This is a genomic window from Leptolyngbya sp. NIES-2104, from assembly GCF_001485215.1.
In the GTDB taxonomy this organism is placed as follows: domain Bacteria; phylum Cyanobacteriota; class Cyanobacteriia; order Leptolyngbyales; family Leptolyngbyaceae; genus Leptolyngbya.
The window spans coordinates 2,862,376-2,880,423 of the sequence record NZ_BBWW01000001.1 but is presented as its reverse complement, the minus strand read 5'-3'; the positions used below and the strand labels follow the sequence as shown (position 1 = coordinate 2,880,423).

General features: G+C 47.0%; 21 protein-coding genes. 9 read left to right on the top strand and 12 right to left on the bottom strand.

The window, feature by feature from the left end; translation table 11 throughout:
* Positions 1–58: 58 nt before the first annotated feature.
* From dnaJ to rsgA, 3 genes are read left to right on the top strand one after another with little or no spacing between them, the layout of a single operon-like run.
* Entirely contained in the window at positions 59–1,189 is a 1,131-nt protein-coding gene (dnaJ, locus tag NIES2104_RS13425; RefSeq protein WP_058998682.1) for a molecular chaperone DnaJ, read from the top strand.
* On the top strand, positions 1,186–1,422 hold the full coding sequence (locus NIES2104_RS13420; RefSeq protein ID WP_058998681.1) for a sulfurtransferase TusA family protein: 237 nt from the start codon (positions 1,186–1,188) through the stop codon (positions 1,420–1,422). Before dnaJ ends, NIES2104_RS13420 begins: the two co-directional genes overlap by 4 nt.
* 7 nt (positions 1,423–1,429) lie before the next feature.
* Positions 1,430–2,527, top strand: coding sequence for a small ribosomal subunit biogenesis GTPase RsgA (gene rsgA, locus NIES2104_RS13415; RefSeq protein WP_058998680.1), 1,098 nt, complete (start codon positions 1,430–1,432; stop codon positions 2,525–2,527).
* Here rsgA and NIES2104_RS13410 read toward each other — a convergent pair.
* The 4 genes from NIES2104_RS13410 to NIES2104_RS13395 form a co-directional block, all read right to left on the bottom strand.
* On the bottom strand, positions 2,516–3,745 hold the full coding sequence (locus NIES2104_RS13410) for a DUF445 domain-containing protein (RefSeq protein WP_058998679.1): 1,230 nt from the start codon (positions 3,743–3,745) through the stop codon (positions 2,516–2,518). The genes rsgA and NIES2104_RS13410 overlap by 12 nt on opposite strands.
* Positions 3,746–3,783: 38 nt before the next feature.
* Entirely contained in the window at positions 3,784–4,476 is a 693-nt protein-coding gene (ubiE, locus tag NIES2104_RS13405) for a bifunctional demethylmenaquinone methyltransferase/2-methoxy-6-polyprenyl-1,4-benzoquinol methylase UbiE (protein ID WP_058998678.1), read from the bottom strand.
* Between the two features lie 101 nt (positions 4,477–4,577).
* Positions 4,578–5,471, bottom strand: a complete 894-nt coding sequence (locus NIES2104_RS13400; protein WP_058998677.1) for a response regulator — start codon at positions 5,469–5,471, stop codon at positions 4,578–4,580.
* Positions 5,472–5,556: 85 nt separating this feature from the next.
* Positions 5,557–6,336: a hypothetical protein gene (locus tag NIES2104_RS13395; RefSeq protein WP_058998676.1), complete on the bottom strand. Its 780-nt coding sequence runs from the start codon at positions 6,334–6,336 to the stop codon at positions 5,557–5,559.
* 332 nt (positions 6,337–6,668) lie between these two features.
* On the opposite strand from NIES2104_RS13395, the gene NIES2104_RS13390 reads away from it, so the two are divergent.
* From NIES2104_RS13390 to NIES2104_RS13375, 4 genes are all read left to right on the top strand, one after another.
* Complete coding sequence (locus NIES2104_RS13390; RefSeq protein ID WP_058998675.1) at positions 6,669–7,487, top strand: HpsJ family protein; 819 nt, start codon at positions 6,669–6,671, stop codon at positions 7,485–7,487.
* A 78-nt stretch (positions 7,488–7,565) separates the two neighbouring features.
* Positions 7,566–8,423 (top strand): glycosyltransferase family 2 protein, encoded by an 858-nt coding sequence (locus NIES2104_RS13385; protein WP_058998674.1) that lies wholly within the window; start codon positions 7,566–7,568, stop codon positions 8,421–8,423.
* 173 nt (positions 8,424–8,596) lie between these two features.
* Positions 8,597–9,298, top strand: coding sequence for a DUF502 domain-containing protein (locus tag NIES2104_RS13380; protein ID WP_058998673.1), 702 nt, complete (start codon positions 8,597–8,599; stop codon positions 9,296–9,298).
* Positions 9,299–9,334: 36 nt separating this feature from the next.
* On the top strand, positions 9,335–10,111 hold the full coding sequence (locus tag NIES2104_RS13375; protein WP_058998672.1) for an HAD family hydrolase: 777 nt from the start codon (positions 9,335–9,337) through the stop codon (positions 10,109–10,111).
* A gap of 75 nt (positions 10,112–10,186) precedes the next feature.
* Here NIES2104_RS13375 and psaC read toward each other — a convergent pair whose 3' ends face one another.
* From psaC to NIES2104_RS13345, 7 genes are all read right to left on the bottom strand, one after another.
* Positions 10,187–10,432: a photosystem I iron-sulfur center protein PsaC gene (gene psaC / locus NIES2104_RS30830; protein WP_009458117.1), complete on the bottom strand. Its 246-nt coding sequence runs from the start codon at positions 10,430–10,432 to the stop codon at positions 10,187–10,189.
* A gap of 167 nt (positions 10,433–10,599) precedes the next feature.
* Positions 10,600–11,499, bottom strand: a complete 900-nt coding sequence (gene hetR / locus NIES2104_RS13370; protein WP_059001708.1) for a heterocyst differentiation master regulator HetR — start codon at positions 11,497–11,499, stop codon at positions 10,600–10,602.
* 335 nt (positions 11,500–11,834) lie between these two features.
* On the bottom strand, positions 11,835–12,023 hold the full coding sequence (locus NIES2104_RS13365; RefSeq protein ID WP_058998671.1) for a hypothetical protein: 189 nt from the start codon (positions 12,021–12,023) through the stop codon (positions 11,835–11,837).
* A gap of 124 nt (positions 12,024–12,147) precedes the next feature.
* The gene (locus NIES2104_RS13360; RefSeq protein WP_058998670.1) at positions 12,148–13,905 is read right to left on the bottom strand and encodes an FAD-dependent oxidoreductase; all 1,758 of its coding nucleotides are present in this window, start codon (positions 13,903–13,905) and stop codon (positions 12,148–12,150) included.
* A 62-nt stretch (positions 13,906–13,967) separates the two neighbouring features.
* A complete protein-coding gene (locus tag NIES2104_RS13355) occupies positions 13,968–14,441 on the bottom strand; it encodes a hypothetical protein (RefSeq protein WP_058998669.1) in 474 nt (157 codons plus the stop codon).
* A 98-nt stretch (positions 14,442–14,539) separates the two neighbouring features.
* Positions 14,540–15,112 (bottom strand): Uma2 family endonuclease, encoded by a 573-nt coding sequence (locus tag NIES2104_RS13350; protein ID WP_058998668.1) that lies wholly within the window; start codon positions 15,110–15,112, stop codon positions 14,540–14,542.
* A gap of 16 nt (positions 15,113–15,128) precedes the next feature.
* Complete coding sequence (locus NIES2104_RS13345) at positions 15,129–15,746, bottom strand: Uma2 family endonuclease (protein WP_058998667.1); 618 nt, start codon at positions 15,744–15,746, stop codon at positions 15,129–15,131.
* 105 nt (positions 15,747–15,851) lie between these two features.
* On the opposite strand from NIES2104_RS13345, the gene NIES2104_RS13340 reads away from it, so the two are divergent.
* Positions 15,852–16,904, top strand: a complete 1,053-nt coding sequence (locus tag NIES2104_RS13340) for a zinc-dependent dehydrogenase (RefSeq protein ID WP_058998666.1) — start codon at positions 15,852–15,854, stop codon at positions 16,902–16,904.
* On the opposite strand, the gene NIES2104_RS13335 is transcribed toward NIES2104_RS13340, so the two are convergent.
* Complete coding sequence (locus tag NIES2104_RS13335; RefSeq protein ID WP_058998665.1) at positions 16,895–17,572, bottom strand: Mo-dependent nitrogenase C-terminal domain-containing protein; 678 nt, start codon at positions 17,570–17,572, stop codon at positions 16,895–16,897. The genes NIES2104_RS13340 and NIES2104_RS13335 overlap by 10 nt on opposite strands.
* A 104-nt stretch (positions 17,573–17,676) precedes the next feature.
* Here NIES2104_RS13335 and NIES2104_RS13330 point away from each other — a divergent pair, with 104 nt between their 5' ends.
* Entirely contained in the window at positions 17,677–18,045 is a 369-nt protein-coding gene (locus NIES2104_RS13330; RefSeq protein WP_058998664.1) for an EamA family transporter, read from the top strand.
* The last annotated feature ends 3 nt before the right edge of the window (positions 18,046–18,048 follow it).

Genomic DNA, 18,048 nt, shown 5'->3' with positions numbered 1-18,048 from the left:
GATCGTTACCCTACGCCTCCTTTTAGTTCAGCCCCCCTTACCCCTGAATCTCTACCCTATGGCTCGTGATTACTACGAAATTCTTGGCGTTTCGCGTGATGCAGACAAGGAAGAAGTCAAGCAAGCCTTTCGTCGCCTTGCCCGAAAATATCACCCTGATGTCAACAAAGAGCCGGGTGCAGAAGAGCGATTTAAAGAAATTAACCGCGCTTATGAAGTGATCTCTGACCCGGAAGTGCGGGCGAGATACGATCGCTTTGGTGAAGCTGGAGTCGGTTCTGCTGCTGGTGCAGGCGGCTATCAAGACTTCGGAGATATGGGCGGGATTGCGGATATCTTTGAGAGCTTCTTTAGTGGGTTTGGTGGCACAGCGGCAGGACAAACTCGGCGGCGCGGCGGTCCAGTTCGAGGCGATGACCTGCGATTAGATCTAAAGCTCGATTTTCGGGAAGCGGTATTTGGTGGCGAGAAAGAAATTCGTATCAGCCACTTAGAAACTTGTACGAACTGTACGGGTAGCGGAGCAAAACCAGGAACTCGTCCACGGACTTGTACCACTTGTACAGGTTCAGGTCAAGTTCGTCGCGCAACTCGCACTCCGTTCGGCAGTTTCACTCAGGTTTCAGTTTGTCCGACCTGTAATGGGACGGGACAGATGATCGAAGAGAAGTGCGAAGTCTGCGGTGGCAATGGACAGCGGCAGGAAACGAAGAAGCTGAAGATCACGATTCCGGCAGGGGTTGATAATGGAACTCGGTTGAGAGTGTCCGGTGAGGGAGATGCTGGACAGCGAAGTGGTCCTGCGGGCGATTTGTATGTTTATCTCTTCATTAATGACGATCCCGACTTTCAGCGTGACGGAATTAATGTGCTCTCCGAAGTGAAGATTAGTTATCTTCAAGCAATTTTGGGATCTCGAATTGAGGTCAAAACAGTGGATGGGGAAGAGGAACTCACCATTCCAGTCGGGACACAACCTGGAACAGTTCTAACCCTGGAAAACAAGGGGGTTCCGAAGCTTGGAAATCCGGTAAGTCGTGGTGATCATTTGATTACAGTATCGGTTGACATTCCGACGCGAATTAGTCAGGAAGAGCGGGAATTGTTGGAGAAATTGGCGAAGATTCGAGGCGATCGAGTCGGAAAAGGTGGCGTAGAAGGTTTTATTGGGAAGATTTTCGGCGGATGAGTCAGACAGATACTTCAGACGTGCAGATGGATTTGCGCGGGACACCTTGCCCGATTAATTTCGTCCGCACCAAATTACGGTTAGAGCAAATGGCTCCCGGATCGCTGCTCGAAGTCTGGCTTGATCCGGGAGAGCCGATCGAGCAAGTGCCCGACAGCTTAACGATGGAAGGTTATAAGATCGAGAGTATCGAAGATCGATCGAGCTTTTTTGCGGTCAAAATTCGCCGTTAACCTTTCCATGAGTTCTGACAAGATTTTGGAAGAAGACCAGCCACGGCAAATCACAGGTACGGTTCTGGCAGTACAAGCAAATTTTTATCAGGTAAAGCTTCAAGAGGAGTCTTTGCCAAAATCGATGCTGCTTTGTACTCGACGGACTCGGCTGAAGAAAATTGGACAGCGGGTGATGGTGGGCGATCGCGTTTTAATCGAGGAGCCGGATTGGAATGGCGATCGAGGCGCGATCTCACAGGTGTTTTCGAGACGATCAGAGTTAGACCGTCCCCCGATCGCGAATGTGGATCAAATTCTGCTCGTGTTTGCTTTGGCATCTCCAGCGATCGAGCCTTATCAATTAAGTCGATTTTTAGTCAAGGCTGAATCGACCGGGGTATCTGTTTGTTTAGCGTTAAGTAAGAGTGATTTAGTTTCGATTGATGAGCAACAAGATTGGAAGGATCGGTTAGGTGAATGGGGCTACCATCCGATTTTTATCAGTGTGCGTCAACAGATAGGACTCCTTCAACTACAACAGTATTTAGACCAGAAAATTACGGTTGCTTCTGGTCCTTCCGGTGTTGGAAAATCCAGTTTGATTAATCAATTGATTCCTAACACTGATTTGCGAGTCAATACTGTTTCTGGAAAATTAGAAAAAGGCAGACATACCACTCGACACGTTGAATTATTTGAGCTTCCAACAGGTGGATTGTTAGCCGATACGCCAGGATTTAATCAGCCAGATTTGTATTGTCTACCGAGCGAATTGGTGCAGTATTTTCCAGAAGCGCGGCGAAAATTAGCAGAAGGAAGCTGTCAGTTTAGCAATTGTTTACATCGAGACGAACCTGGTTGTATTGTGCGGGGAGATTGGGAGCGATACGAGCATTATTTAGACTTTTTGGAAGATGCGATCGCATACGAAACCCAACTAAATCAACAATCTAATCCCGATGAAGTTTTGAAACTCAAAGGAACACAATATGAGCCACGATTGGACATCAAGAGATATCGGAGAGAATCCCGTAAAAATCAGCAGCAATCTCTTCGGAAGCTCGATATTGATAAGCTGATGAAGAACGAGGAGCAGGACACTGAAGAGGATTCAACGGATTAGGAGAGAAGCAGATTGAAGTGCACCGATTAGAAAGCCTAAAATTCCGCCGAGATTGACGATCGCTTGTAGTTCACTCCGAACAATTCCGTTAATTGCACCTTCTAGATCGGCTGGAGAAGTAGCTTTTACTCGATCGATAATCACCTGATCAATGTTTAGGATTGGAATCGCCTGAGCCACAATATTTTCTAAGTCTTTCTCTAAGTAGCGCTCTAAAATGAGTGCTAATTCTTCGCTAACAAGTTCTAAAGAAGAAGTAACGGCTTGAGAAGTTTGTAAGCGATTCAGCACTACAGAAGAGACATTCTCCCAATCGACCGAAGCACTCAATCCTTGCAAAACTTCTGAGCCTCGATCTTGAAGATAATGTCGAACACTATCACGCATTGTTTTGCGGAGTTGTCTTACTGTAGAAACAGGAAGATTTTGCAGTGAAACATTTTGCAGCCACTCTTTAAATCGCTGTTTAACACCGAGTGAAAACAGTAATTCTGATAACACAGAATTACTGGCTTCTTTTTCATCTAAGCAGAACGTTCTTAATCGAGTTAAGGTATTCCGAACCCCGAATAAATTCGCTACGACCCAATAAGTTCCGCTTGTTTTTTCTCGGAAGCCTTCATCGATTACTTGAATATTACGATCGGTCAAAAAATCCACCAATGTTTGACGCAAAGTATCAGGCGGAATGACCGTTTGGATTAGCCATTCTGACAATTTTTCTGCCTGCTCTTCAGTAAGCTGAAATTCTAGAATGACTTGATCAAAAATGTGATTTAGCTGGTCTTCGAGAAATTCTTCTTGACGCGCTAAAATCTTGAGCAGTCGCGGTAAGGATTGCCCAAACAAATCTTTTAGAATATTGCCGAGAATTTTGGCGCTCTTTTGCTCTGTATCGGCTTGAACTTGATCGATCGCTAATTGTAATAACCAAAGAATCGCTGACTGAACCCGCTCAGTTTGCAACAATCGCCGCGCCAAATTTTGCAACTCGTCAGGAGTCAGCAACGATCCCATAATCGTGTCAGAGATCCGCTTTGCTAACCGTTCCTGATTTCGAGGAATCAAACCCGGCGTAAACGGAAGCCGCCGCCTGCCAACATAAAGCGCTCGATACGGGCGGAACAGCATCTTAATCGCAATATCGTTGGTGAAGTAGCCAATGACTCCGCCAACTACAGGAGGACCAACAAAAAGCCAGAGCGTCGAAAGATCCACAGGGGTTCAAAAAAATGAAGGGTGAAAAAGCGATCGCGCTATTTTGTAACGACCAATACTCCCATCGTACCGCCCGCGATCGGGTAATGGGTGGCAGAAGAGAAACCTGCTTGGTCGGCAAGCCGAACTTGCTCTGTCCCAGTCGGGAATTTGTCTAGACTCGGCGCAATATAGGCATATTCCTCAGTGAAGCCGAGTCTCTGAGCCGCCGGAACGACAACTTCATCAAGATACCACTGCTGAAAAGAGCGAATCCATGCGCTATCTGGGCGGTGCATATCCAAAATTGCCGCCTTTGCTCGTGGTTTGAGAACTCGATGAATTTCTTTTAAGCTGCCAAGAATATCGACGACGTTCCTTAGACCGTAGCCCATTGTGGCGCAATCGAAATGATTGTCAGCAAAGGGGAGATTTAGAACATCGGACTTGATCCACTGAATTGAAGGTTTAATGCAGCGACGTTCAGATCGATCGCGTGCCACTTCCAATTGAGCCGCAGAAAAATCAACACCGTAAACGGCTCCGGTTTTGCCGACTTTTTCCGCCAGCATTTGGGCAAGATCGCCACTGCCACAACATAGATCGAGGGCAGTATCCCCCGGTTTTGCAGCGCTCCACTTGACGGTCATTTGCTTCCAAATGCGGTGCTGTCCGAAGCTCAGACCGTTGTTGAGTTCATCGTAGACCGGGGCAATCCGATCGAATAACGCTTGAATATGATCAGAATTCATTTATGATGAGCGCTTCTCTAAAACTGTTCTTCTTAAAATTCTAAGTTTCAGAAGGTTCACTTGGGACGGGCAATTTTAGAGAAGTCACTCATCATTTGAAATTAAGCAGCGATCGAACGAGTGCAAGTCAACGCCAGCGCGACTTGCTGAGCCGAGAGATGAAGCAATAAAAGTTCATCTTCTCTCAGGCTTTGAGTGTGTTTCCACTGGAGAGAAAGAACTGCGAGAACTTCACCCCGGAGCGTCACCGGAACGATCAACTGTGCGCCCTCAGTTTCGGGGACAACCTGCATTTTTTGAGTCGCGATCGCTTCCTTAGCACGTTCAGATTTTGTTAAATCTAAATCGCCGCTCGTTCCGTGACTGCCAAATTGGGTCAATGCACCGTTTTCAATCAGTTGAATCATACAGCAGTCCGCAGAAAAGCTCTGACCGAAGGCAACCGCGATCGGATCTAATGTGCTTTCGATGCTGCTGGCATTTTGGGCGACAGAAACGATCGTGGATAACAAAGCGGTTTGAGATTGCGATCGGCGTAATTCTTCTGTCCGCTGTTTCAATAATTCGTAAGTTTCGGCTGCCCGTTGTACGACTGTTTTAAGTTCGTTCGGGTCCCAGGGCTTCGTGATGTACTTGTAAACTTGTCCAGAGTTAATCGCTTCGACTAAATCTTCGACATCGGTAAAGCCTGTAAGAATGATCCGCATCGTATCGGGAAACTGAGGTACAGTGCGGCTGAGGAATTCTGTACCCTTCATTTCAGGCATTCGCTGATCGGAGATAATCACCGCAACTTCGCCTTCTTCCGCGAGGAGTTGCAGGGCATGAACTCCGCTTTCTGCTTTCAGAACATGAAAATCGCGGCGGAATGTCCGGTACAGCAGATCGAGATTATCCGGTTCGTCATCGACCACCAGCATTTTCGTTTTCTTCGGTCGATCGAGCGTCATAAATTGGCGGCTGATTGGTTCTAGTTCTGGAATGGAATATTCCATCGATCGTCGCTCCTTCGCAGCATGGGGAACAGGGGAATTTGTAACCCTAGTCTTGCCACTTTGCTGTGATTTGTAACAGAAGCAGCTATGCAGAAATTCTTAAGAGAAAGCCGCCATTCGTCGTCACGACCAAATCCTTGCCGAATGTCGCAATACCAGACGGAATCTGATATTTGGCTTTGGCTAAATCGGCGATCGTATTCACCTTACCGTTTTCGTCCACCTGCACAACTAGCCCAGAATTCGTCGTGGCAGTTAAGCGATCGCGCCAAATCGTGACATCGAACGGAATTCCGAATCCTTGCGCTTTGAGATCTACGATCGCGGTTGCCTCTCCTTTTTCGACTCGTACCAGTTGTCCGTAGGATTGAGCAACCACGATCGATTGATTTTGAACGACTAGACCGAATGGATTGCCGAACTTTGTTAAATTCGCGATCGGGCTAATTTTTCCATCTCGACTGACTCGAATCAGTTCGCTGCTCGATTCGACGACATCGGTTGAAATCGTGACAAGATAGCTATTTTGGTCAAGAGTGACACCAAAGGGCGCTCCGTAGAATCCGCTGCGTTGGGTTAAATCAGCGATCGTTTCAACTTTGCCATCCGATTTCACTCTTAATAAATAATGCTGTGGCAAATAGCCGGAAACGGTCACGATTAAATCTTGTTCTTGTTCGACAATTCCGAACGGCACGCCTAATTCAGCCTGGACTAAATTGACGATCGACGTGCTTTTTCCATCGAGTGTAACTCTCAGCAATTGTCCATCGAGCGTCGGTACAATCACGCTATCTTTACTGACCGCCACACTTTGGAGTGTATAGATATTTAGCTTGGAAGCAATCACAGAAACTTGAATCATTGGGGAGGCGGGAACTAAATCAATTGATCGACAACATAAAGCCAAAGCCCCTGATGTTTCAAGTAAAAAAACCTTGTGATTTCTAAGCGCTGCAATGTTACCCTCTACTTGCGGCGTACAGTTTCAAATCCAAATTCCATTCATTCTTTGAATCACTTGAATTTTCTTCGGTGTTCCTGCGCTTGAATCGTGTAATAAGCCATGTAAAATGACTGAGTTTCTAAAGCTACTTTACGTTGAACACTAGAAAATTTGCGCGAATGCTTCAATTGCCCGAATAGATTTGAGCCATTTGCGATGCCGTAGACCACCGTTAGAACTTTAAACGTCCGATGAAAGCAACGAATTCTCTTCCTACAGCCCCCTTTGTTCTCCGTCTAATTGGCATAATTTTGATTGTGTCAGCGCTGGTGAACTATTTGTCGATTTTGTTTCCACCCAATTTTTCTGACAAGACTTGGTTTGTTGCCGTGATCGCGCAGTTAGTCGATCGCGGTATTGTTCCTTTAGTCGGTCTTGGCTTTATATTTACGGGTTCGTTTCTCGAACATGGTTCGCTTGCTTCGGGCGATCGCGGTAAGCCGTTTGGAACCTTCCGCTTCTGGGCACTACTGCTATCGCTGCTGCTTGGTTTGCTGTTTCTAGCGGCGTTTCCGCTACATCTCAACAACACGCGCCAAGTCTCGGATCAAGAATTGGAACGCATCGATCGCGAAGCTAAGGACGCTGAATCCCAACTCGATGTTCAAGTGCAGCAGCGCCAGCAGCAGATCACAGCAGCGCTCCGTGACCCGAACCAAGCAAAACAGCTTGACGACCAGTTAAAGCAAATCGATGCCGCGATCGCAAGTGGTCAATTAAAAGGCGACCAACTTGAACAAGCAAGACGCGCTCAAAAGGAACTGCAAGCGCTCAAAGCGAACCCGAATTCAGTTGCCGATCGCGCTAAAGAATTCCGTAATCAGCAACTGACCGGATTGCGCGAACGCCGTCAGACTGCTGAAAATGATGCAAGAAGCCGCTTCTGGAAAAATGGCGTACAAGTTGGTATCAATAGCTTGCTCTTGTCGCTGGCTTATTTCATTGTCGGTTGGGTCGGTTTGAAAGAAATGGGAGTTTTGGGCGGCAAGCGGAAACCCGTAATGCGGTAAATTAGCCAAACATCTGAAAGATGAAGTGGGCAAAAGGGGAGAACTAGAAACTGATCCCTTTTGCCCACTTTTTGTTTTATGTTTTCTATTTTCATCCTGACTCACAACGAAGAAGTCGAAATCGCGGCGTGTATTGAATCGGCGTTGTTGTCGGATGATGTGATTGTGGTGGATTCATTGAGTGACGATCGCACAATATCGATCGCGGAGTCTTACCCAGTTAGAACCGTTCAGCACAAATTCGAGAGCCACGGAAAACAACGAACCTGGATGCTGCGATCGGTTCCCGCGAAATACGATTGGGTGTACATTCTCGAAGCCGATGAGCGGATGACTCCAGAGTTATTTCAAGAATGTCTCGATACGATTCAGAAAGCCGAACACGCTGGATACTATGTGGCTGAGCGTGTCATGTTTATGGGCAAATGGATTCGCCGCAGTACTCAATATCCGCGCTATCAATTACGACTTTTCCAGCGTGAGAAAGTTTGGTTTACCGATTACGGGCACACAGAACGCGAAGTCGTAGAAGGAACGACCGGATTTTTGGAAGAAACGTATCCGCACTACACATCGGGGAAAGGATTTAATCGCTGGATTGATAAGCACAATCGATATTCGACGAATGAAGCGATCGAGACTTTACGCCAACTCGAAAGCGGATCAGTGAACTGGAACGCGCTACTTTTCGGGCGATCAGAAGTCGATCGGCGACGCGCTCTAAAAGATTTCTCACTCCGCTTACCGTTCCGCCCATTGATTCGATTCGTTTATATGTATTTCCTATTGGGCGGCATTTTCGACGGTTATCCCGGTTTTACCTGGTGTCTGTTGCAGGCATTTTACGAATATCTGATTCTGCTCAAGGTTTGGGAACTCAAAAATCTACCTATCGAAGCACCGAAGCAAGTTGAATCCTTGCGAAATGTAAAATAATATACCAATCACGTGCGGATATAGTCGATCGGGGATCAATGGTTAAATTTAAGGAGATTAACAGCTTAGAAATCCGGTTAAACTTGCAACATTTCTTTACAAGCTTTAAAACTAGAAATGTAGACTGTAGAGTCGCTCCATTTTGATTCTACAAACTGCATGGATGGCATCAGATGAAGGAGAGTAGAGTGTCTGTGATCCATCGTCTCAAACAAGATCTCAAGAATGATCTGATCGCTGGGTTGCTCGTCGTTATCCCCTTGGCGACAACAATCTGGCTGACTTACACGATCGCGAATTGGGTGATCAATTTTCTCACCCGTGTTCCAAAGCAGTTGAACCCTTTCGACGGCTTGAATCCGCTGTTGGTGAATCTGCTCAATTTCCTCGTTGGTTTGGCAGTTCCGCTACTCAGCATCCTATTTATCGGACTGATGGCGCGAAATATCGCGGGTCGCTGGCTGTTGGATGTGGGCGAACAAGTTTTGCAGGCAATCCCATTAGCGGGCGCGATCTACAAAACGCTGAAGCAACTTCTAGAAACCGTTCTGCGCGATTCGAGCGGGAAGTTTCGTCGCGTGGTTTTAGTCGAATATCCACGTCAAGGCGTTTGGTCGCTTGGCTTTGTGACAGGTGCGATCGGGGCTGAAGTCCAATCACATTTCAATCACGATATGCTGAGCGTCTTCATTCCGACGACTCCAAACCCGACCACAGGCTGGTATGCGGTTGTGCCTGAATCCGATGTGATTAACTTATCGATGCCGATCGAGGATGCGTTCAAGGTGATTATTTCTGGTGGAATTGTCAGCCCGGATGCGATGAATGTGATTGCGACCAGTACGAAGCAACCGTTAGCGATCGCAGACGAATAATACGCTACTTTGAGGAAGTTGCTATCCTCAACGAAAATGTCTGTGACTCCTCGCGTTCTGGCGCTTGATTTTGATGGTGTGGTTTGTGATGGATTGAAAGAGTACTTCCAAACGGCTTGGAAGGCTTACGCGCAAATTTGGCAGGCTGAAGCAACTCCTGATGAGAAATTTGCGCCTGCGTTTTATCGATTGCGTCCAGTTGTGGAAACAGGCTGGGAGATGCCCGTTTTAATTCGGGCGATCGTTACGGGAATCGAGGAAAAAAGAATTTTTCAGAATTGGACTGCGATCGCGACTCAAATCGTTTCAGAAGATCATCTAAAGCCGCTGGAAATTAGTGCGATCGTCGATACGATTCGAGATCAGCAAATCGCAACGGATTTAGAAAGCTGGCTGGTGGAACACGAATTTTATCCAGGGGTGCTCGATCGACTGCGATCGATTCTGACCAGTTCAACCGATTTCTTTATCATCAGCACCAAAGAAGGGCGATTCATTAAACAACTGCTACAAAAACAAGGAATCGAATTGAAAGACGAACAGGTTTACGGCAAAGAATCGAAACGCCCGAAGCCGCAAGTTTTGGCTGAACTGAAGGAAACTTTTGGCGAAACGGCTTCGATTTGGTTTGTCGAAGATCGCTTGAAGACGTTGCAGACGATTGAGAAACAGGAAACGTTGGCGAATGTAGAATTATTTCTAGCAGATTGGGGGTACAACACCGAATTAGAGCGGCTTGAGGGGGAAAAGAGCGATCGTATTCACTTACTGTCTCTCGCCCAATTTGCTCAAGATTTCTCGAACTGGATTTAGACAAAAAAAGAGGGCGAATTGCCCCCCTACTTTGAACCCACATAAATGAAAAATGATTGCTGTATGAAGTTTTGCTTAATAAGCCAGACCCATACTGCGCGTTGTTTCAGCACCCAGGTAAACCCGAATGCTGAGGAAGTCAGTCGGACAAGCGGTTTCACACCGCTTACAACCAACACAGTCCTCAGTACGAGGTGAAGATGCGATTTGACCTGCTCGACAGCCATCCCAGGGAACCATCTCTAGAACGTCTGTTGGGCAAGCCCGAACACATTGCGTACACCCAATGCAGGTGTCGTAGATTTTGACCGTATGCGACATATTATGGAAGGCTCCAGATTAGTGCTTATGACTTGGCATCATCTGTCAGTCCTGAAGAAACCACGATATAAACCGTCGATTCTCAGAATCATTGCCTAGTTTACTCTGCGGGGTTGTTACACTCTTTCAGACAGTTGCAAAAGTTTAAATTGCGTAATGTCAAGGCGTTACAACTCGGCGGAACCAAAGACCATTTGTACAACAAACGGCTTTCCGCCTTCTTTGTGATAGCGGTCTGCCCAGTTGCGGAGAATTTCATCGAGTTCGGCGATCGCGCTTTCAATTCGATCGCTCGGAATATCCAGTTCTTCCAAAATTCGCATCACTTGCCCTTGTCGCTGCGCCCAGTCTTGCATCAAGCGGAAAAATCGCGCTGTATCCTCGATCATCACGTAGGCGCGTTCTTCTTGGTCGTCTGGAGAGTACGAGGCGCGAGTGAGCGCATAAAAGGGCATTCCCCACGGCGATTCAACGCGGGTGACGGTTCCTGAGTAGATCAGACGGCGCTTAATGTGTTCCGCTAAGGCTTCACTGAGTGGCATTCTTTGATCTTCGGGGAGGTCTTCTTGCGATCGCGCATGGAGAAATTCGATCAACTCCAAGAACTCAAAGGCGTTGATGAGCTGCGCGTCGGGTAGATTGGGCGGAAGTTTTTGTTCGATCTGGCGCTTTTCATCAGAAGTCAGACTGCTTCCCGGAACTCTTGAGCGTCCAGGCTGCCAGGGATAGTGTTCCATCCAGACGTAAGGCAACTGAATCAAGTACCGAGGCTCTTGTGAACCTAACATTTTAAGTAACTTGCCTTCGGTGAGTGCTTGCCGGACTTCTTCAACGATCGCTTTGACTCGTTTCGGTTCGATGTGATGCAGATGTCCCGTCATGCGGAGGTTTCCATCTTGCTCCAGATACGTCATGTAAATGGCGCACTTGGCGGCTGTCGCGGCAGCATCTAAAAACGCACCATGCCGATGTCCTCCAGTCCGCATCGCGCTAAAAGCGAGATACAGCATAATCTGATCCATCGCGCTTGGACTGAGCAATTTGATCAGATCGAGGTCGTTGGTCATATCAGGAAGCGCCACCGCTGAAACAAAGAACACGAAGACCGTCAAAACGGCAGCGAAGTTTAGTCTACAGTGAGAATTGACAAGCGAATGTAAGATTCGCTGTCTGTAGGGTAAAACTTCATCGTTAGGAAGCCGTCGCCACTTTTATCTTTATTCAATCGATAAAATTAGCTGTTTTGAACATGCCCAACTTTTGCCGAGATGCAACAAGTCGAATTTTAAGCCTTTGTTCGGGGGATGGGAAGCGATTCGAGGATTGGGGGCAAAATCGAGGAACGCAGGTCAACTTTCTAGAGCAGTGACCCCGTTTGAGAAGCTCGTGCTTAGAACAAAAGTTACATGGGAGCTTGAATGAAATCAAATTGGGTTTCGATGCGTCCGCTTCCCCGATGGGCGAGAATTTGCGGTTGTGAATCAGAAGCGTTTAACTGAGCGGCGGGGGAGAAACGCTCAGTGGCGTAGGAACCGATAGCCACTGCTCCGATGAGCCAGCTAAAGAGTGCAACCAGAGTTTGAGCGCGCATAAGAGTACGTCCTCAGTGTGATATACCCCTTTACGCGCTAGAGGTGATCACATCAGGACAAAATCGATGGCAAAACTCAAATTCGGTAGTCACACCTACTTGACAAATATCAAGGGTTAGTGTCTTATTCTGTGCTCAGAGCTTCTACCAGAATCCAATTTCCAGATTGATTATATTTACCTAGCCCGTTCAGTAGTTGCCCGGATTGGATTTTCTGAAGTTGAGCATCGATCGCGGCTTCTACGGTGACGATCGACCAAAGCTTCTCTGAATTGTCGATCGATCTCAAGGTATACTCTTGTACTGCTTTGCGCTCAAAAATCCCGCTAAACGGTTGAGCCGTTTTACTAGGTGGCTGAATCCAAGATTTGGCAGGACTTTCACCGCTGTTTGGGTAACTCTCTGGATGATCAATATAGTAGCGTTGCCAGTCCTGCCATTCGGGGTGTGAAGGTGACAAATTGTACAGAGGGAAAATTGCGGCGGGGGCGACTGGATCAGTGACGAGGGCGAGTTGGAGCGATCTCACATCTAATTCTCGCGGCTGACAGTTTTGCTCGATGCACAGAGCGGCTGCCATTCCTGCGGCTTGTCCGATTCCAAGAACGACAGGCTGTAAGCGGGTTGCGCCGTTTGCCATGTGCGTGACGGAGATATTTTTTTCACAAACTAGGAAATTGTCGATCGCGCTTGGCACGAGACAGGAATAAGGAATCGTGAACGGTGTGCCTGTCCAGCGTCCACCCCAGCGAATTGACTTCGGTTTGAGGGGAATATCGCCGCTTGGATAATGATGATCGTTTGCGTAATTGCCGATCGCGATCGATTGACAGAAATTTTCGGCGTATTCGCACCCGATCGCTTCGACTCGAAACGGTAACGGGGCGACTCGTCCTTTTGGTAATAAATCTTGTTCGCGGATGGTGGTGATTCCGATCAGGCGGCGGCTTTCTCGATGGTAGGGATGGATTGCGAGTGCACCTGTGGGGAAGGTGTCTTCTGCGAGTCCGTAGCGGGTTCCAAGTTGGGATTGGATGAAGTGGGCAAAGCCGAGAGAATGATTTTTGGCTTCTTGGTGGAATTGGACGCGGGTTTCTCGGTTTAGCAGTCGTTCTACGCCATCGCCGTAGTCGTTGCCGGAAATGGGCCAATTGATCATGAAGCGATTTCCGGGTAAGCGTCCGTAGTTTAAGAAGGTTTCGGCTCCGTATCTTGTCCAGGCTTGCTCGAATTTTGAGCGATCGTAGTTTGGCGGTTCGGGAATGCGGAGTGCGATCGTGTTACCAAAATCGCGTATCACGACAACCCAAGTGGGCGCTTGAATGGGGTAGGTTTGGGTAAGTTTGTTATGTTCGATCGGGGCACTGGGTTCATTGAATTCGGATTGTAGTTCCCAGCCCCAGCGATACGGAATTTCTCCGAGTTCGAGTAGATCGCCGAGTTCGGTGGCATCGATCGTGATTTTTGCCGTGACTTTGACGGATTGGAATTCGACTGAAAGAATGCGATCGTTTTCTCTCAAAACTTTCTCCGGAGTTTCGCCTTGAATCCACCCTAAATTAGGCAATTCTTTCACCCAATCAGCAAAGATTTCGGCTCCGATTCGCGCTTCATACGTGAAAAAACTTACCCAAGCGTGGTCTAATCCATCGGGCTGACGCTGTTCTAATTCTCGTAAAAATGCGCCCCAGATTCCGGTTTGAAAGGCTGCGAGTTCGTTGCCATCGGGAGCGGTGACACCTGCACTGGTGAGCATTCCGCCTAACCAGGCGAATTCGCTGACCAAAATCGTTTTGGCTCCCCGGCGTGCTGCTTGGATTGCTGCGGCTGTTCCTCCGGTTCCGCCTCCCACAACCAGCACATCTGCAATCAGTTCCCGCATCGTTGTTTTCAGCTAAAAATCTTCTCAATCATCCCGGTAAACGGAGTTTTCAGCAATGTTTTCTAGAAATACTTAGCTGTTAGAAAGCCAGTGATCAGCCCAACAGCTAGAACGCAGGTCGCTACTGGTGTCACTTCAATATTTTCATCTACTAAAATCGAACCTTGAATGTGAAACAATTTTTCAGGCATAGTTGGTAATTGCCGCAATAACAGCAGTAAAGCTGGAATAGAACTCATTACAAGAATGTCTAGAATTGATAGTTTTTTCAGATATGTATCGATTAGAAATATATAAGAAGAAGCGATGCTTATTTCTAATATCAAAGGCAAAGCAGCAAAGCACAGAAGGAAGAAATACTCAAAGAAATTAAGAAAAAAAATCTTTTCCTTTATGAAGTCAAAGAGACCTTTAACGTAGTCAATATGATGAAAGTAACCAGTGACATAAATCGACTGAAAACAAAAATGCGTGAAAATAATTAGTATTGATAGCGCTACTCCAAGAAGGTAATCGGTCAGAATTAAGAAGAGCATTATTCTTACCTGAAGCGTTGTAAGTACTACATGAATTGGTGATAAAGTCTCGATCGCACTATTCCTCTCTAAAAGACGATCGCATAATTTGACTAATCCTATCCCTCAAGATTCTCATAAAGATCTGCCAGTGCGAACTCAACCGGAACTGTTGCCAGCGAAACCCGCGCCTCATTGCCGTTGTACTCGGTAAATAACCATTGATTCGCACTCTGTTTCACGTAATGTTCTAGATGCCGTTGCGACTGATTGATCAATAGATACTCCTGAAAGGTTGCGATCGTGCGATATGCCGCGAATTTCTCACCACGGTCGTATGCTTCAGTCGAATCTGACAACACTTCTGCAATCAGAACCGGATTTGTAATCGTATCCTTTCGCCCCGCTTGTAACTCCACGGGTCGCCGTACAATCATCGAATCTGGATAAGTATAAATATTGCGATCGGGAATCCAAAGTCGTTGATCCGCAATGAAAATACTGTAGGGTTGCCCTCTCAAACTGACCCGCAGCAGAGAATTGAAAATGCTGTTGATTTCATTGTGAGCAGGAGTTCCACCGGGCATCGGAACGATTTCTCCATTACGGTATTCATTGCGGCTTTCTGCCTGAATCTCTAAATCAAGGTACTCTTGCGATGTATAGTTTTTTGTCGGAATTGCGATCGTCATCCTTTTTGCCTCCTGGTTATTGACCTGCTCTTAAGATTTGTTCAGCCGTTAACTGTAGGCTCGGAAAAGCGGAAGAAGAGATCGCATCATTTCCGCGAAATCCCCGCCCTTCATAACTTCCATTCTCAAGCGTTAGTACAAGCACAATACTCCGACCTGGATCAACGAGCCAATATTCAGGAATGCCTCGTGCAGCATACTCTCTGCGCTTCTCAACATAATCACGCTGCCTTTGGCGCTCGCTTGCGAGTTCGTAGTTCGGACTTCCAGGATTACCCGGAGAAACTACTTCAATCACGAGTAACGGAGGCGGCATCTCGATCGCAAGCAGCGACTGAGTTTGAGTTAACAATGCGGCGGCAGATGCTTCTGAGTGAACGGTCAGATCCGGTTCTCGCGCTGTAACTTCGGAAGAATTGACAGCGATTTGCTGCTTGTCACCGACTCGTTCGATCGATAGTCCCATCTGAGTAACAAAGTAAATTAGCAGAGATCTAGCAATCATCAGGTTGCGCGGGTCTTCGTTCGGCAATTCGATTAACTCCCCATTCACCAATTCATAACGGGCGTTTGTGTCGTCGTCATAGTTGAGATATTCCTCGATCGACGTGAATCGTGCCTTTGCTTGTGTCATTGAGATATAGCCTCGCTGCTGAGAGTTTTGAATTGCTAACCTCTTACGTTGATTATGTCAGAGGAGTGATAGAGTCTCGATCGATAATTCCTCACTAATCCAACTATGAAAGCCCAAGTATTTCGCGGCGTGAATCAACTCCGATATGAAGACGTACCGATGCCGGACATTGCAGCCGATGAGGTGTTGGTGCAGGTGCAAGTCGTGGGCTTGTGTCAGTCGGATATTAAAAAGATTAAGTATCCCTTGTTGGAACCGCCTCGGATTTTTGGGCATGAAACAGCGGGAACGATCGCATCAATCGGATCAGATGTAAAAAATTGGAAAATTGGCGATCGCGTTATCGTTCTGCATCACATTCCTTGTATGCACTGCGCTTATTGTTTGAATGAGAATTTCTCAATGTGCGAGGTGTACAAGAACATTACGACGACAGCGGGATTTACACCGAGCGGGGGCGGATTTGCCCAATATGTGAAAATTCCGGGTCATATTGTGCGGAATGGCGGATTGATGCGAATTCCGGACGATGTGACGTTTGAGCAGGCGAGTTTTGTGGAGCCGACGAACTGCTGTTTGAAAGCGGTGAAGAAAGCGCAGATTCAGCCAGGGCAAACGGTTTTGGTGACAGGAGCGGGACCGATCGGGCTGATGTTTGTGATGTTGGTGAAATACTTTGGAGCGAGAGCGATTGCAACCGATTTAATTCCTTCTCGAATTGAGAAAGCTTTGAAGATTGGAGCCGATGCCGCCTTTGATGCGCGAGATCCAGAGTTATCAAGCAAAATTCAAAACATGACTCAAGGAATGGGAGTCGATGTCAGTTTGTTGGCAGTTCCGAGCGATAAAGCGTTTTTTCAGGCTTTGGATTGTACTCGTAAAGGTGGAAAGATTCTCTTCTTTGCTGAGTTTCCCGATGAAGTTGAGATTCCATTGAATCCGAATGTGCTTTATCGACGGGAAATCGATTTAATGGGTAGTTATAGTTCGTCGTATCGGGTGCAGGCATTAGCGGCGGAAATCGTGTTTCAGCGACGGATTGATGTCGATGCGTTAATTAGCGATCGCTTTCCCCTCTCGAATCTCGCTGAAGCCGTCGATCGTGCCGTTTCACCTACACCTGATACCTACAAAATCCTGATCTATCCTCAAATGTAAGGAGTCACATCTTCACCGCAGTCATCCGCCAAATAAGACAGTGCCCGGAAGCGAATTCCGACTAATTGTTCATAGAGCGGATTCAATTTACAAAGCGGTGGAATGTGAACGACCTTGTGCCCAAATAGCTTGATATCACGCTCAAAAGGACATTGAGGGGGAATCATTTTGCACAAGAATCGAGCCACTTTCGGATCGTGAATTTCAGTATTATCAAGCCACGATCGTACAGGCTGCAAAATGTCTAAATGAACTTCAGGATGCGGCTGTAGCTCTTGAGTTTCGGGATGTCGATCGCATAAGGTTAGACGCAAATTCTCTAGAATCTCGGTGCCCGTATTCAAGCTCTGGCAAAACTGCTCTAAAACTGCGTCTTCGGTTGAAGTATAAATGCCGTCTGCTAGAGCCACCATGACCGCAGTTCGGAGAAAGTTTTCGGCACAGTCGGGACTGGCGGCAAAGGTCGATCGAAGTTCTTCATCAGAAACGGACTTGAGCGATCGAGATGTTTCTTCCTGGGTTAATTTGTGTTCGGTGAGCGAGGCGATTAGGCTTTGCTCGGTTTCGTCAAAATTATCGTCTGACCAAGCAAGAGTAAGTAAGCCGCGTAGCCAAACGGAGATCTGTTCGTCTGTGTAGGTCGGTCTGACTGAGGTTGAAGAATCCATCGGAAGTTTCTTTACGCTTCAAGATAAATGTAGCTTGGATTGAAATTCCTGGTGAAGCATCAGGCAGGTTGTAAACTGAACTAGAGCAAATTGAAGGATTTCTTGTGAGTATTCAAGAGTTTGTACTGTTTTTAATTTCGGTTGTGGCGGGCGTGGTCGGTCAGTTTTTTCTCAAATCAGGAGCGCTAAAACTAGGTCAATTAACAGCAAGTAACGCGATTAGTCATGTGATTGGAATTGCAACGACTCCTGAATTAGTCATTGGACTTTGCTTCTATGCAGGAGCGGCAGTGCTCTACATTTTGCTGCTGACTCGTGTGCCATTAAGTATTCTTGCTCCTTCGGTCGCTTTGCAATATGTATTCTCGGTGATGCTTGGACGATTTGTGTTTAATGAACCGATTCCGATCGTGCGTTTAGTCGGTGTCGCTCTTATTATCTGTGGCGTGGTTTTGTTGATGGCGAAAAAGTAGAAT